The 14,028-nt window shown below is 67.3% G+C and carries 12 protein-coding genes; 8 read left to right on the plus strand and 4 right to left on the minus strand.

Going from position 1 to position 14,028, the window contains the following annotated elements:
• The first annotated feature begins 75 nt into the window (after nucleotides 1–75).
• The 7 genes from LRH25_RS07815 (at nucleotide 76) to LRH25_RS07845 (ending at nucleotide 7,708) form a co-directional block, all read left to right on the plus strand.
• Nucleotides 76–1,908, plus strand: coding sequence for an AAA family ATPase (locus tag LRH25_RS07815; protein ID WP_170200911.1), 1,833 nt, complete (start codon nucleotides 76–78; stop codon nucleotides 1,906–1,908).
• 72 nt (nucleotides 1,909–1,980) lie between these two features.
• On the plus strand, nucleotides 1,981–2,235 hold the full coding sequence (locus tag LRH25_RS07820; RefSeq protein WP_141288238.1) for a FitA-like ribbon-helix-helix domain-containing protein: 255 nt from the start codon (nucleotides 1,981–1,983) through the stop codon (nucleotides 2,233–2,235).
• Nucleotides 2,232–2,651: a type II toxin-antitoxin system VapC family toxin gene (locus tag LRH25_RS07825; protein WP_141288239.1), complete on the plus strand. Its 420-nt coding sequence runs from the start codon at nucleotides 2,232–2,234 to the stop codon at nucleotides 2,649–2,651. The genes LRH25_RS07820 and LRH25_RS07825 overlap by 4 nt, the downstream gene beginning before the upstream one ends.
• 347 nt (nucleotides 2,652–2,998) lie before the next feature.
• Nucleotides 2,999–5,326, plus strand: a complete 2,328-nt coding sequence (locus LRH25_RS07830; RefSeq protein ID WP_231010613.1) for a putative bifunctional diguanylate cyclase/phosphodiesterase — start codon at nucleotides 2,999–3,001, stop codon at nucleotides 5,324–5,326.
• A gap of 97 nt (nucleotides 5,327–5,423) precedes the next feature.
• Nucleotides 5,424–6,197 carry a molybdate ABC transporter substrate-binding protein gene (locus LRH25_RS07835; RefSeq protein ID WP_141291639.1) on the plus strand — a complete coding sequence of 258 codons (774 nt, stop codon included), beginning with the start codon at nucleotides 5,424–5,426 and terminating at the stop codon, nucleotides 6,195–6,197.
• Nucleotides 6,194–6,691 carry an Rrf2 family transcriptional regulator gene (locus LRH25_RS07840; protein ID WP_231010614.1) on the plus strand — a complete coding sequence of 166 codons (498 nt, stop codon included), beginning with the start codon at nucleotides 6,194–6,196 and terminating at the stop codon, nucleotides 6,689–6,691. The genes LRH25_RS07835 and LRH25_RS07840 overlap by 4 nt, the downstream gene beginning before the upstream one ends.
• A gap of 126 nt (nucleotides 6,692–6,817) precedes the next feature.
• Nucleotides 6,818–7,708, plus strand: a complete 891-nt coding sequence (locus tag LRH25_RS07845) for an NAD(P)/FAD-dependent oxidoreductase (RefSeq protein WP_231010615.1) — start codon at nucleotides 6,818–6,820, stop codon at nucleotides 7,706–7,708.
• Between the two features lie 4 nt (nucleotides 7,709–7,712).
• Here the strand turns inward: LRH25_RS07845 and LRH25_RS07850 are convergent, their stop codons facing one another.
• Entirely contained in the window at nucleotides 7,713–9,125 is a 1,413-nt protein-coding gene (locus LRH25_RS07850) for an MFS transporter (protein ID WP_231010616.1), read from the minus strand.
• A gap of 108 nt (nucleotides 9,126–9,233) precedes the next feature.
• On the opposite strand from LRH25_RS07850, the gene LRH25_RS07855 reads away from it, so the two are divergent.
• Nucleotides 9,234–10,169, plus strand: a complete 936-nt coding sequence (locus LRH25_RS07855) for a LysR family transcriptional regulator (RefSeq protein WP_231010622.1) — start codon at nucleotides 9,234–9,236, stop codon at nucleotides 10,167–10,169.
• Between the two features lie 4 nt (nucleotides 10,170–10,173).
• Here the strand turns inward: LRH25_RS07855 and LRH25_RS07860 are convergent, their stop codons facing one another.
• The 3 genes from LRH25_RS07860 to LRH25_RS07870 form a co-directional block, all read right to left on the minus strand.
• A complete protein-coding gene (locus LRH25_RS07860; RefSeq protein WP_141289066.1) occupies nucleotides 10,174–11,508 on the minus strand; it encodes a PQQ-dependent sugar dehydrogenase in 1,335 nt (444 codons plus the stop codon).
• Between the two features lie 135 nt (nucleotides 11,509–11,643).
• Nucleotides 11,644–12,870 (minus strand): chromate efflux transporter, encoded by a 1,227-nt coding sequence (gene chrA / locus LRH25_RS07865; RefSeq protein WP_141289064.1) that lies wholly within the window; start codon nucleotides 12,868–12,870, stop codon nucleotides 11,644–11,646.
• 13 nt (nucleotides 12,871–12,883) lie between these two features.
• The gene (locus LRH25_RS07870) at nucleotides 12,884–13,894 is read right to left on the minus strand and encodes a sulfotransferase family protein (RefSeq protein WP_141289062.1); all 1,011 of its coding nucleotides are present in this window, start codon (nucleotides 13,892–13,894) and stop codon (nucleotides 12,884–12,886) included.
• Nucleotides 13,895–14,028 lie beyond the last annotated feature (134 nt).

The raw sequence follows: 14,028 nt of genomic DNA on the forward strand, positions 1-14,028 counted from the left end.
GGGCAGCTTTGCTCGGCGGCCACTTTTCATGAACGCGGGCAAAAGGTTTCTAGTCCAAACAGAATGGGATTTCGAATGGATGTCATTCTTCCGCAGGGTCAATATTTCAAGGGATTTTTGGGACCCTTTTCTTGGAGAGGGGTGCCTAATTTTGCAGTTTTAACTGGCGAAAATGGGGCAGGCAAGACTCAACTGCTTGAAATGATATACCAAGCGACTCAGGGACACATCCCAAGATCAATACTGCCGAATGTGACTATTCCTCGGGATTCTGTGGCGTTCTTCCGACAAAGTTTGCTGTTGAGCCGAGAAGGTGGACCGGTCGAATTGATTGAGGTTCAAAAGAGCGCTGAGAAGTACGCGCGAGCTGTTAAAAGTGGTGACCCTATTGAAGATGTCCCATATTCTGACTATTTTCCAGAAGTGGAGCGCGCGAATCTCTCTGAGCTTCGAGCTATGGATCTTCCAGAACTGTCTAGGCGCTTGCCGTCTACTATGGATATTCCACGTCGAGTGGACTCCGAACGATTTTTTGATCAAATATTTATTTCGATCTCGAAAGCGTGCCTACGGTTTGCCTTGAGAGAGGCAAATGCTGCTCATGTAGCATTGCTTGAAAGTCGGCAAACTACCATTGATATCATTCGGTCGCAAAATCGGGAGCGTCCGCCTTGGGAGGAGATTGGCAGGCTATTTTCATTGGCAAATCTAGGCTACCAGTTTGAGCCACCGGGGCAATTGGATGGTGCTCCTTATACCCCACGGTTGAAAACGCCGTCTGGTGCTCTTATCTCCTTCTTTGATCTTTCAAGAGGAGAACAAAACATTTTAGGGCTTATCCTGCTTTTCTATGCAATGCGCATGAACGGAAGCAGATTGAACTTATTGCTTTTGGATGAGCCGGAGGCGCATCTTCATTCAAGCTTGATCCCGAAGTTCATAGCTATAATTCAAGATATTATCGTGCCGGAATTTGGTTGTCGCGTCATAATGGCTACCCACAGGCTTGAGACAATCGTGCAAGCGCCCGAAGCGGCACTCTATTTCCTTGCTCGAAATCCGCGAGCTGTTTCGAAAACTACCCCGCGTGCCGCTACCGCAGCACTGTCTTCTGCCTTGATTCTCGCGCAGAGATCGAGTGTGTCGGTCCTCGTTGAGGATCAGGATGATGAACTATTCTATAGGACTGTGTTTGAGTCATTGGTTAGGTTAGGTGTTTGGGAATCTGAGCATGCAATTGAGTTTAAGAGTGTCGCGAAGACTGCTGTTGATATAGAGGACGGTGGAGGGGCGACCATGGTCGCCAAGAAGATTGAGGCAATTCATAAAATAGTCGACGTGTTTGACAACATCGCTCCATACCGTCTTTTGTTTGGTCTTATTGACAGAGATGCTGAAAACAAGAAATCCCCTGGTATGGAGGTGCTCCAACGATATAGCATGGAAAACTATGTGTTTGAACCGATGGTAATATATTGCCATTTACTTTCCTCTTCAGCGGCACCATATGTTAAAGGTTTGGATTGGTTGGGGCCGGGCGACCAAGCCAAAGTAAGAGAGTTACCTTGCGGGCAAAAGCAGGCAATTACTGATGCCATCGTTTCCCAGGTTGAAAGTATATGGAAGTCTGGGCCGGTGGCTAACGTCGTGAAGCTTGAAAGCGACGAGCTGGAGAAGGTTTCAGTTTTATATGTAGAAGGCCTGGATGTTTTTACGACACTCCAGCTTCCAAAATGGTTGATTGATCGACGTGGACACGATCTGCAGAAGGTGCTGCAAGAGGTATTTTCTGCGAAAGTAAACGCTGGGGCACTTCGCAAAGTCTTCGGTGAACTTCGTGTTGTGCCTCAGGAACTCCACGAAATTTTTAGTTCCTTTGTTCAGCAGAATACGAAAGAGTCCGCTTGAGGTCTGGAGGTTTGCGGAAATGCATGCGAATGCATAAAATGCATGCACTCAAGGCGCAACAAGGGGACGACGATGGCGATGCTGACTGTCCGCAACATTTCCGACGAGGTGCACCGCGCTTTGCGCGCGCGCGCCGCCCAGCACGGCCACAGCATGGAGGCGGAAGTGCGCGAGATCCTGGAGTCCGCCGTCAGCCCGGAAGGCCGGGTCAAGTTGGGCTCCCTGCTCGTTGACATTGGTCGGCAGGCGAAGCTGACCGACGAAGAATTTGCAGTCTTCGATCAGGTGCGCAACAAGGCGCCGGCCAATCCGCCGAGCTTCGAATGATCCTGCTGGACACCAATGTGGTGTCGGAGCCCATGCGCCCGGCACCCGAGGCTCGCGTGATCGAGTGGATCAACGCCCAGTCGCTGGACACCCTGTTTCTGTCCGCCATCACGGTCGCCGAGTTGCGCGCCGGGTTGGCGCTCCTGCCCGCAGGCAAGCGCCGCACCGGCCTGCAGGGAAACCTGGAGACACGAGTGTTGCCGCTCTTCGCTGGCCGCGTGCTGCCCTTCGATCTGGCTTGCACCCAGGCCTACGCGGCGCTGATGGCCAAGGCGCGCGCGGCGGGGCTGGCCATTGCCAGCGCAGACGGCTACATCGCGGCCATCGCCGCAGCCAACAACTTGGCGGTCGCCACCCGTGACACCCGTCCCTTCGAGGCAGCGGGCGTGGCGGTCATTAACCCTTGGACTGCTTGAAGGCCGGACCATGATGAGCGTGGGCTGGATCGACGACCTCGATTTCGATGCGCCGGCCCAGCGGCAAGGTGGCAGGCCGGCCCCTTTCTACGAGCCGGCAATGGGTTCAAGAGTTCGTCGTCGATCCAGCGCTGGTAGATATCTTCAGTAACGGCGTCTCACCCGGCATGCCCGCGCTGGATTCGAATCAGCCTGGTGGATCCTGGCGGGCGGCGTCCCCTCGAAAGGGGTCAACCCCGGGGTCTCATCCCACGATGTCGTGATGGAATTGGCCGAGCGACGTGACCGGGGTGCTGGTGGCATCCGCAGCCTGCCGCGTTGCACCCAAACTCCGGCGCACCCGTGCCATGACCAGCCCCCGCCCCTTCACCCCCCGCAGCGTGCGCGACGGCATGGCCGCGCTGTATGGCGCCGCTGGCGCCGAAGCGGCGCGCCTGCGCGGTGCGCAGCTCAATGCGGTGGTGCGACTCACGCCGTTCACGATGGTGGCCAACGTGGGCAGTGCCTCGGTGGTGCTGTGGGTCTTTCGCGGCGCCGTCCCGCCGGGCATGTGGCTGTGGTGGCTGGTCATCCTGGCAATGTCGGGGCTGGCCACCTTCCGGTGGTGGCGCATGCGGGGCCAGGTGCTGGAACGGGCCTCGCGGCGGGCGCTGCACCATGCCACCTTGCAGGCCGCCTTGCTGTCGGGCGCCTGGGCGTTCATGCTGATCTGGTTCCCGGCTGCCAGCACGCCGCAGCAGCTGGCGCTGGCCACGCTGGTGACCGGCATGCTGGGCGCCGGCACCTTCGTGCTGGCCAGCCTGCCCTGGGCCTGCATGGCCTACGCCGCGATCTACATGTTCGCCTCGACCTCGGCCCTGTGGCTGGCGGGTGATCCGCTGTATGCCGGCGTGGCGGTGCTGCTGATGCTGTACACGCCGACCGTGGTGCTGGGCGCGCTGTTCAGCTGGCACAAGGGCACCGCGCAGTTCCATGCCGAGGCCCAGGCGGTGCAGCGCGAGCGGCTGCTGGCGGTGTTGCTGCAGGACTTCGAGCAACATGCCGGCGAGGCCCTGTGGGAGTTTGGGCGCGATGGCTGCATCAGCCATCCGTCGTCGCGCTTGGCAGAACTGCTGGAGACGGCCGAGACCGAGTTCCGTGCGCAGCCGCTGGTCAGCCTGATCGCCCGGCGCAGCCCGGCAGCAGCAGTGGCGCTCCAGCGGGCCCTCGACGCCGGCCGGCCGTTTCGCGACCTGCAGCTCACGCTCGACTGTCCCAGCGGGCCGCGCCACCTCAAGCTCAACGGCAAGTGCCTGCTGGACGAAGAAGGCCGGCTGCAGGGCTGGCGCGGTGTGATGGCCGACGCCACCGACTCGGTGGAGGGCGAGCGCCGCCTGCGCGAGCTGGCCAGCACCGACTCGCTGACCGGCCTGGCCAACCGGCTCACGCTGCGCCAGGCCCTGTCCGAGCAGCTGCGCGAGGGCCGCCGCGGCGCCTTGCTGAGCATTGACCTGGACCGCTTCAAGGCCGTCAACGACAGCCTGGGCCACAGCGCGGGTGACGAATTGCTGAAGCTGGTGGCCGAGCGGCTGCGCGCCTGCCTGCGCCCGGGCGACCTGATCGCCCGCCTGGGCGGCGACGAATTCGCGGTGCTGATGGGCCACGCCGAACCGGGCCCGGATGCGGGCGCCCTGGCCGAGCGCCTGATCAAGGCGCTGGCCAGGCCCTTCGAGCTGCAGGAGCGGCATCAGCAGGTGGGCGCCAGCGTGGGCGTGGCGCTGCTGGACGGCTCGGTGGCCGGCGTGGACGAACTGCTGGTGCAGGCCGACACGGCGCTCTACGACGCCAAGGCCGCCGGCCGCGGCCGCCACACCGTCTACTCCGACGCGCTGGGCGAGCGCAGCCGGCGCCGGCTGGACATCGAGCACGGGCTGCGCCATGCCATTGCCCAGGGCGAGCTGGCGCTGCACTGGCAGCCCAAGGTGCACATCCGCGACTGGCAGATCGTCGGTGCCGAAGCCCTGATGCGCTGGCAGCATCCGACGCTGGGCCCGATCTCGCCGCTGGAGTTCATTCCGGTGGCCGAGCAATGTGGGCTGATCGGCGCGCTGGGCCAGTTGGGCCTGCGCGAAGCCTGCCGGGCCGCGGCCGGGCCGCTGGCGGGGCTGCGGGTGTCGGTCAATGTCTCGGCGCTGCAGCTCAAGGAAGAGCGCTTCGTGGACAGTGTGCGCGAGGCGTTGGCGAGCTGCGCGCTGCCGGCCACCATGCTGGAGCTGGAGATCACCGAATCGGTGTTCATCGACAACGCGCAGGGCGCGCTGAGCCAGCTGCACGCGCTGCATGCGCTGGGGGTGCAGATCGCACTGGACGACTTCGGCACTGGCTACTCCTCGCTGGCCTACCTGCGCCGCTTCCCGTTCGACACGCTGAAGATCGACCGCGCCTTTGTCAACGAGGTGCTGCTGCGCGAGGACGCCCGCATCATCGTGCGCACCATCGCCCAGATGGCCACCGCGCTGGGCATGAGCACCGTCTGCGAAGGCGTCGAATCGGCCCAGCAACTGGCTGCGGTGAGCCAGGCCGGCTGCGAGCAGATCCAGGGCTACCTGGTCTCCAAGCCCCGCACGCTGGCCGAGTTCGTGCAGCTGCGCCAGGACTGGCACCGCCTGCCGCCAATCACCGCACAGCTGCACTGAACCGCCGGGTTCGGGCAAACGCAGCGCGCGGGCCGGTGGCCCTGCCTACACTGCTGGCCACCGCCTGCTCGAAGGCGATGACCCCACAGGAGCCTGAATGAACCCGCGTGCCGTGATCGCCTTCCTTGTTGCCGCGGCAGCCTGTGCCTCCGCAGCCCATGCGGCAGAGCTGAAGATCCTGTCGGCCGGCGCCTTCAAGCCGGTGCTGCTCGCGCTGAAGCCCGGCTTCGAACAGCAGACCGGCCACACGCTGAAGATCGAGAACGACACCGCGGGCGCGCTGCAGAAGCGGGTGTTGGCGGACGAGGCGTTTGACCTGCTGTTCTCCAGCCCGGCGTCGATGCAGCCGCTGCAGGCAGCCGGCAAGCTCGCCAGCGAACAGCCCACACCGGTCGCACGCGTGGCCATTGGCGTGGCGGTGCCACGCGGCGCGCCGCTGCCGGACATCGGCACGGTCGAGGCCTTCCGCCAGCTGCTGCTGTCGGCCCGGCACGTGGCCTACATCGACCCGGCTTCGGGCGGCTCCAGCGGCATCTACCTGGACCAGCTGTTCCAGCGGCTGGCCGTGGCACCGCAGGTGCGGGCCAAGGCGGTGCTGGTCAATGGCGGGCTGGTGGCGGCCAGGCTGGTGGACGGCTCGGCCGATGTGGCGATCCACCAGATCAGCGAGATCCTGGCGGTGCCCGAAGCAGTGCTGGTCGGCCCGCTGCCGGCCGAGATCCAGAACTACACGGTGTATGCCGCGGCACTGCCGCCGGCCGCTGCGGCCAGCGCTGCGCACAGCGAGGCCGTCAGGGCCTTGCTCGCGGCGCTGCAGTCGCCCGGCACGGATGCGATCCTCGCGGCCAAAGGCATGGAGCGCGCGCCTTGAGGACCGACAGCCGCCTGTCGCGCATGCTGCACGTGCTGCTGCACATGGCGCGGGACGACCAGCCGATGACCTCGGAGCGCATCGCGCAGATGCTGGGCACCAACGCGGCTGTCGTGCGGCGCACACTGGCCGGCCTGCGCCAGGCCGGTTTCGTCCGCTCGGAGAAGGGCCACCAGGGCGGCTGGATGCTGGCGGCGAACCTGAAGGACATCACCCTGCTGGACGTGCACAACGCGGTGGGTGGCCCCAGGCTGTTCGCCATCGGCGCGGACCACGCCAACCCCAGTTGCGCGGTGGAGCGGGTGGTCAATGGCGCGGTGGCCGGCGCGCTGCAGCAGGCGGAGGCGCTGCTCGTCGAGCGCCTGGGCGCGGTGACGCTGGCCGACCTGGCCGGCGAGTTCGACACGCTATGCCGCGGCCAACCCGCGCCGCACGGCGAGCACGCGGCCAAGGCCACGCCCGCAGCGCCGGCCCGCGCCCGCCGCAAGGCCTGAGACGGTGTGAGCGGCCGGGCCGCCGCCCCGGTCTTCTTTCCGCCAAGCCCTCACGCATCACTTGCTGCGCATCATCAAGTAACATTAAAAGTATCGTGACTTGGCCTCATGGCCCGGAAGGCGCACATGGACTGCGACGTGATCATCATTGGCGGCAGCTATGCCGGCCTGTCTGCCGGGCTGCCACTGGCCCGCGCGCGGCGCTCGGTGCTGGTGGTCGACGCCGGCGAGCGTCGCAACCGCTTTGCACCGCACGCGCACGGCTTCCTGACGCAGGACGGCGTGCCGCCGGCGGACATCGCCGCCGAAGGCCGCGCGCAGCTGATGGACTACACCACGGTGGACTGGCTCAACACCGAGGTGAGCGCGGTGCGCACCCTGCCCGAAGGCTTCGAGGTGGCGCTGCGCCACGGCGCCCCGCGCCGCGCGCGCCGGCTGATCCTCGCGGCGGGCGTGCGCGACGAACTGCCAGCTTTGCCCGGTCTCGCCGAGCGCTGGGGCCTGCAGGTCTTCCACTGCCCGTATTGCCACGGCTACGAGCTGCACGAGGGGGCGGTGGGCGTGCTGGCCGTCTCCGAGCTGTCGCTGCACCAGGCGCTGATGCTGCCGGATTGGGGCGCCACCTGCCTGTTCCTGAACGACAGCTTCGAGCCCACGGCCGAGCAGCTGGCACAGCTGCAGGCGCGCCGCGTGGACCTGGTGCGCGGGCCGGTGGCCCGCCTGGCCGGCGAGCGGCTGACGGTGGTGATGCGGGACGGCCGCAGCTTCGCGCTGGACGGCCTGTTCATTGCCACGCGCACGCACCCTTCGCCGCTGGCCGCGCAGCTCGGCTGTGAGATGGCCGAAGGCCCGATGGGCCGCTTCGTGAAGACCGACGAGATGAAGGCCACTTCGGTGCCCGGCGTGTTCGCCTGCGGCGACCTCGCGCGGCCCACCGGTTCGCTGCCGCTGGCCGTGGGCGACGGCGCGATGGCCGGCGTGGCGGCGCACCGCTCGCTGATGTTCGGGCTGGGCTGACGGATCAGGCGCTGGCCTGCCTGCGCAGCGACAGCGCCAGCCCTGCGGCCACCAGCCCGGCGGCGACCGCGAACGTGACCCGCATGCCATGCGCCACGGCGTCGGGCGTGGCCGTGCCCAGGTCCTCCGCGCCCGCGGCCCACGCGAACACCGCGCCCATCAGAGAAGCGCCGGTGATCAGGCCCAGGTTGCGCGCCAGGTTCAGCAGGCCGGAAATCACGCCGCGCTGGTCGGCGGCGACCTGGGCCATGACGGCGGTGTTGTTGGCGGCCTGGAACAGCGCGTAGCCGACGGTGAGCAAGGCCAGCGGCGCGACGTAGCCGGCCACGCCGAAGGCAGCCGGCGCCAGGCACAGCGCGAGGCAGCCGGCCACCATCGCAGCCAGGCCGACACTGCACATGCGCGTAGCGCCGAAGCGGTCCACGCTGCGGCCGGCCGGCACGCCGGTGAAAGCGGAGACGACCGGGCCGGCTGCCAGCACCAGGCCGACCAGGGCGGCGCCCAGGTGCATGCTGCGGGTCAGGTAGAACGGGCCGACGACAAAGGTCGTCATCATCACGGTCGACACCAGCGCACTCATCGCCAGGCTGGCACGCAGCGCAGGCTCGCGGAACTTCGCGAGGCGGATCAGCGGCGACGCGGCACGGCGCTCGGCCGCGACGAACAGTGCAGCGCCGAGTGCAGCGGCCAGCAGCAGCGCCAGGTTCAGCGCGCCGAAATGGCCGCGGCCCAGCGTCATCGCCAGCGCATAGGCGGCCAATGTGAGTGCCAGCAGCAGCGTGCCAGCGTGGTCAAAACCCGGGCGGTTCGTGGCCGGCCGGTCCGCCGGCAGGTGGCGCTGCACCAGCCACAGCGCCAATGCGCCCAGCGGCAGGTTGACGAAGAAGATGGCCTGCCAACCGAAGTGCGCGATCAGCACGCCGCCCAGCGACGGGCCCAGCGCGGTGCCCACGGCGGACATCGTGCCCAGCAGCCCCATCGCCGCGCCGGTGCGCGACTTGGGCACGGCTTCGCCAACCAGCGCCATCGTCAGCGCCAGCATCACCGCTGCACCCAGCCCTTGCGCGGCGCGCGCGGCCAGCAGCAGCCCCAGGTCTTGCGCCAGGCCGCACAGGCCGGAAGCCACGGTGAACAGCGCGATGCCGGCCATCAGCAGCCGGCGCCGGCCCAGCAGGTCGCCCAGCCGGCCCACGCTGACCAGCAGCGTGGTGCTGGCCAGCAGGTAGGCCAGCACGACCCACTGCAGCTGCTGGAACGCCGCGTGGAAGGCCTCGGCGAGCGTGGGCAGCGCGACGCTGGCGATGCTGGTGCCCAGCGAGGGCAGCAGCATGCCCAGCGCGAGGCTGGCCAGCACCCAGCGCAGGGAAGCGGGCGGCGCAGCTTGAGGGGTTGCGACGGTGGGGGTGGACAGGTTCATCGGCATGTCCTGAAGATAGGCCGGTCGCTGGCATGGCGGAAGGCGCAGCAGTTGCACTTCATTGATGCACGACGCGCCCTATCATGGCTGGCACGCTGCAAACCTCCCATGGCCCGACCCGACCTGAACCTGCTCGTCACGCTGGACGTGCTGCTCACCGAAGGCAGCGTGGCCGCCGCCGCGCGCCGGCTGCGGCTCAGCCCTTCGGCAATGAGCCGGGCGCTGGCGCGGCTGCGCGAAGCCACCGGCGACCCGCTGCTGGTGCGCGCCGGGCGGGGGCTGGTGGCCTCGCCGCGGGCGCTCGAGCTGCGCGAGCAGCTGGGCCCGCTGGTGCAGGCGGCCGAGGCCGCGCTGCGGCCGCAGAAGCCGCTGCAACTGGACCAACTGCAGAAGACCTTCACGCTGCGCAGCCGCGAAGGCTTTGTCGAGGGCTTCGGCCCTGCGCTGCTGGCCCGCATCGCCCGCGAGGCGCCCGGCGTGCGCCTGCATTTCCTGCCCAAGCCGGACAAGGACAGCGCGCCGCTGCGCGATGGCAGCGTCGATTTGGAGACCGGCGTGGTGGGCGACAGCACCGGCCCGGAGGTGCGGGCGCAGGCGCTGTTCCGGGACCGCTTCGTTGGCGTGGTGCGCGCCGGGCATGCGCTGGCCGAAGGTGGCGAGGTCACGCTGGCGCGTTACCTGGCTTGCCGGCACATCGAGGTCGCTCGCCGCGCCGGCCCGGTCGGCCGGCATGGGCCGGTGGACGAGGCGCTGGCCGCGTCAGGCCAGGCGCGCGACATCGCCACCACGGTGGCCGGCTTCTCAGCCGCGCTGGCGCTGGCCCAGGCCACCGAGCTGGTGGCCAGCGTGCCCGAGCGCCACGCCACAGGGCTGCACGGCGGCATGCACCGCTTCGCGCTGCCGTTCACCGTGCCGCCGCTGACGGTCTCGCTGCTCTGGCATCCGCGCCTGGAGGCCGACCCGGCACAGCGGTGGCTGCGCGGCTGCGTGCGGGAAGTGGTGGCCGAGGTGCTGGGCGGCGACCCGCTCAGCTTTCCCGGTTGAACCTTCAGCGCGCTGCGCTGGTCCGCCAGATCACGTTGCCCACGTCGTCGGCCACCAGCAGCGCACCCTTGCTGTCGATGGCCACGCCCACCGGCCGGCCGTGCGCGTCGCCCTGGTCGTCGACGAAGCGGGTCAGCACATCGATGGGCTGGCCCGAAGGCTTGCCATCCGTGAACGGCACGAACACCACCTTGTAGCCCACCGGCGGCTTGCGGTTCCACGAGCCGTGTTCGCCAATGAACATGCCGCCGGCAAACGGCGCCGGCAGCGCAGTCTTGTCGGCCGCGGCCAGGCCCAGCGCGGCGACGTGCGCGCCCAGCGCGTAGTCCGGTGGGATGGCCTTGGCGACCAGCGCCGGGTTCTGCGGCTTGGCGCGCTCGTCCACGTGCTGGCCGTAGTAGCTGAAGGGCCAGCCGTAGAAAGCGCCCTGCTTGACGGAGGTCAGGTAGTCGGGCACCAGGTCGTTGCCGAGCTCGTCGCGCTCATTGGCCACGGTCCACAGCACCTTGCCCTGCCAGGCCATGCCGTTGGGGTTGCGCAGGCCGGTGGCGAACAGGCGCTTGCTGCCGCTGGCGCGGTCCACTTCCCAGATCGCCGCGCGGCCCTCTTCGGCGGCCAGGCCGTTCTCTGCCACGTTGCTGTTCGAGCCCACGGTCGCGTAGAGCTTGGTGCCATCTGCCGAGGCGATGATGTTCTTGGTCCAGTGGTGGTTGATCGTGCCGGCGGGCAGGTCGGTCAGCTTCTGGCCTTTTTCGCTGATGCCGGTGGCCCCTGGCGTGTACGGGAAACGCACGATGGCATCGGTGTCGGCGATGTAGAGCTCGTTGCCCACCAGCGCCATGCCAAACGGCGAATTCAGGCCCTGCAGGAACACCGTCCTGGTCTCGGCCACGCCGTCGCCATCGGCGTCGCGCAGCAGCGTGATGCGGTTGGGCGACTGCACGCCGGCGCCGGCCTTGGCCTGCACCTTTTTCTGCACCGCGCCCCGGATGCCCTTGCCGTCGTCCGGCTTGGGTGGCGCGTCGGTCTCGGCCACCAGCACGTCGCCGTTGGGCAGCACGTACAGCCAGCGCGGATGGTCCAGCCCGGTGGCGTAGGCGTTCACCGCCAGGCCGGCGGCGGCCGTGGGCTTTTCGCCTGCGGCCCAGCCCTTGGCCGGCGCGATCTGCATGGTCGGCAGCAGGCTTTTGTCGACCGGCTTGATGACCGGATTCGGGCCAACCGTGTCCGCCGGCGAAGGCACCGGGCTGCGGCCCGCTTCGACGATGCCGGCGCAGGCGGCAACGCCTGCCAGCGAAGCCGCGAGGGCCGAGAGTTTGAGGAGTGTGGAACGGAGCATGGGTGGTGCGTCGCATCGGGTGCGGCAAAGCCGCGATCCCCAATGCTTGCCCCCGGCCCGCGCCGTGGCTGTCAGCCAGCCGACCCATCCCGTGTGGGACTGGGCCTGCAGAGCTTCTCAGCTCACAACCTCAGGTCACAACAACAGCCACGCCAGCAGCACGCCCACCGGCAGCGTCAGGTAGGGCGGCTGCTTCAGCCGCCAGACCAGCAGCCAGGCCACCGCCACCATCAGCCCGCCCTGCCACGACAGGCCGTGCCCCGGCAGCTTCAGCAGCAGCGAGATTGCGCCGCCGGCGATCAGGCCGACCACCGCGCTGCGCACACCCAGCATGGCGTGCTGGAAGCGGCGCGAGCCTTTGAGCTGCTCGGTCATGCTGTTCACGCCCACGGAAATCACCGCGGTGGGCAGGTAGATGCCCAGCGTGGCGATCAGCGCGCCACCCAGGCCGGCCACCTGCATGCCGGTGAAGGTGGCGATGCTGAGGATGGGGCCCGGCGTGACCTGGCTGGCCGCGAGGCCGGCGCTGAAGCTGGCATGGTCCAGCCAGCCCAGGTGGTCCACGATCAGGCCTTCGAGCATCGGCACCATGACCAGCCCGCCGCCGAAGAGCGTGGTACTCAGCCCGCCAAAGACCAGGCCGACCTTGGCCAGCAGCACCTCGGGCAGCAGCGCCGGCACCACCTGGAACAGCGCCAGGCCCGCAGGGGCGATGCACAAGGCCAGTGCCAGAGGATGCAGGCGGCGCTGCGCGGCCTCGGGTGCCACCACCTTGGGCGCAGGCCAGGTGAACAGCGCCACCAGCGCCGCCATGGCCAGCACGTAGATGGCCGCGCCCCAGTACGGCACCGCCAGCAGCAACACGCCGCAGACAACCGCCAGCCCCCGCTCCTTCAGGCCTGGCGTGGCCTTCTTGGCCTGGTTGAAGGCGGCCTGCCCCAGGATCATGGCCAGCGGTGGCAGCACGCCCGCCATCAGCGCGCGCTGCAGGTCGGGATGCTGCGCCAGCAGCGCGTAGCCGCCCCACAGCATCAACGTGATCACGAAGCCCGGCAGCACGATGCCGGCCAGCGCCGCGGCAAAGCCGCCCCAGCCGGCCAGTCGGTAGCCCATCACCGCCAGCGCGTTGACGGCCTGGGGGCCCGGTAGCATCACGACCAGGGCGATCAGGTCACCGAAGTCCTGCTCGGACAGCCATTGGCGCTGCTTGACGAAGCGTGTCTGCGCCTGCGCCAGCAGCGCCATGAAGCCGCCCCAGGCGGTCAGCCCCAGCACCACGCAGTCGGCGAACAGCAGGGCCTTGCGGGGGCCCGGCAATGCTTCATCGGGAGGCGAGGGCGGGGTCAACGTGGTGGTGTTCATGGCGGCGCCTCGTTCAGGCCGCCACGCCACGGGCGCGGATGGCGGCCAGCAGGTCTTCCTGCGGCTTGCGGGCAGCGGCGTCTTCGGGGGAGAGTTCCTCCCGCACCGCGGACTTGCGGCGGCGGTTTTCTGCACCCAGGGCCATCATCATGGCCTCATCGTAGCTGCGCGGCAGTTCCTGCGTGCCGACCAGTTCCAGCTCGTAGTCCAGCGCCACCAGTGCGTCGCCGGCCACCGACTCGAAGTCGATGATCTCGTCGCGGGTCAGGCCTTTGAGCCACTTCTTGCTGTTGCCGGCCATCACCGGTTGCTTCACGTTGGCCCACATCTGGCCCGAGGCTGCGGTCTTGCTGGCTTCTTCGGACTGGTGGAAGTCCAGCATCGCCGGATGGAAGTCGATGCCCAGCCAGCGACACAGCAGCTGCAGCGTGGACTCCGAGTTGCGGGTCAGTTCCTCGTAGGACAGCGCCAGGTACTGGGTGGCCGGCACGCGGCGGCCGCATTCCAGCGCCAGCATCTGCTCGCGCTGCCACTGCTGGGCCACGTGGAAGGCGGTCTTCTCGCCGACCACCGCCTTCAGGAAGGACAGGCAGACATCGCGTCCGTCGCGGTACAGGTACAGGTAGCGGGCTTCGCTGCCGAAGTAGCGCTCGATCTCGGGCAGGAAGTGCACGTTGGCCAGCGACTTGCACATCCAGTGCGGCTTGCCGTTGGCCTCGGCCATGGAGTCCATCACCGCGCCGAAGATGGCCACCAGGCTGTTCTCCCTGCAGCGAGCGCGGATCTCGGCGCGGTCGAACGCCACGCCCCAGGGCACTGGGTTACGCTCGATCATCGTCACGGCGTCGTCGATCAGCTGCTCGAAGTTCGCCTCGTCCCGCAGATCGCCGTAGGCCGGCAGCAGCGGGGTGAAGCGCTCAAGCAGGTGAGGCGGGTGCGGCGCCGCAATGGACTCGGCCTGGTTGACCATCAGGCGCAGAAGGTTGGAACCCGAACGCTGGGTTCCGATCATGAAGACTTTCACTGGAAACACTCCTTGAGTGGGGCCATCGAAGGCCTCTTCTTGTGGGGCTGGGGGGGTGGATGGCAAGCAGGTGCTGATTTCTGCCCTATGCGGAAGAAACCTTCCTTAAGAGGCATCCAAGCACTGTTTGCGCA

The organism is Ideonella azotifigens (genome assembly GCF_021043325.1).
In the GTDB taxonomy this organism is placed as follows: domain Bacteria; phylum Pseudomonadota; class Gammaproteobacteria; order Burkholderiales; family Burkholderiaceae_C; genus Ideonella; species Ideonella azotifigens.

Excerpts from the sequence above, each read along its gene's own strand:
- LRH25_RS07820 (WP_141288238.1), top strand. The coding sequence starts at position 1,981 with ATGGCGATGCTGACTGTCCGCAACATTTCCGACGAGGTGCACCGCGCT.
- LRH25_RS07835 (WP_141291639.1), top strand. The coding sequence starts at position 5,424 with ATGAACCCGCGTGCCGTGATCGCCTTCCTTGTTGCCGCGGCAGCCTGT.
- LRH25_RS07855 (WP_231010622.1), top strand. The coding sequence starts at position 9,234 with ATGGCCCGACCCGACCTGAACCTGCTCGTCACGCTGGACGTGCTGCTC.
- LRH25_RS07830 (WP_231010613.1), top strand. The coding sequence starts at position 2,999 with ATGACCAGCCCCCGCCCCTTCACCCCCCGCAGCGTGCGCGACGGCATG.
- LRH25_RS07850 (WP_231010616.1), bottom strand. The coding sequence starts at position 9,125 with ATGAACCTGTCCACCCCCACCGTCGCAACCCCTCAAGCTGCGCCGCCC.
- LRH25_RS07825 (WP_141288239.1), top strand. The coding sequence starts at position 2,232 with ATGATCCTGCTGGACACCAATGTGGTGTCGGAGCCCATGCGCCCGGCA.
- LRH25_RS07860 (WP_141289066.1), bottom strand. The coding sequence starts at position 11,508 with ATGCTCCGTTCCACACTCCTCAAACTCTCGGCCCTCGCGGCTTCGCTG.
- LRH25_RS07845 (WP_231010615.1), top strand. The coding sequence starts at position 6,818 with ATGGACTGCGACGTGATCATCATTGGCGGCAGCTATGCCGGCCTGTCT.
- chrA (WP_141289064.1), bottom strand. The coding sequence starts at position 12,870 with ATGAACACCACCACGTTGACCCCGCCCTCGCCTCCCGATGAAGCATTG.
- LRH25_RS07815 (WP_170200911.1), top strand. The coding sequence starts at position 76 with ATGGATGTCATTCTTCCGCAGGGTCAATATTTCAAGGGATTTTTGGGA.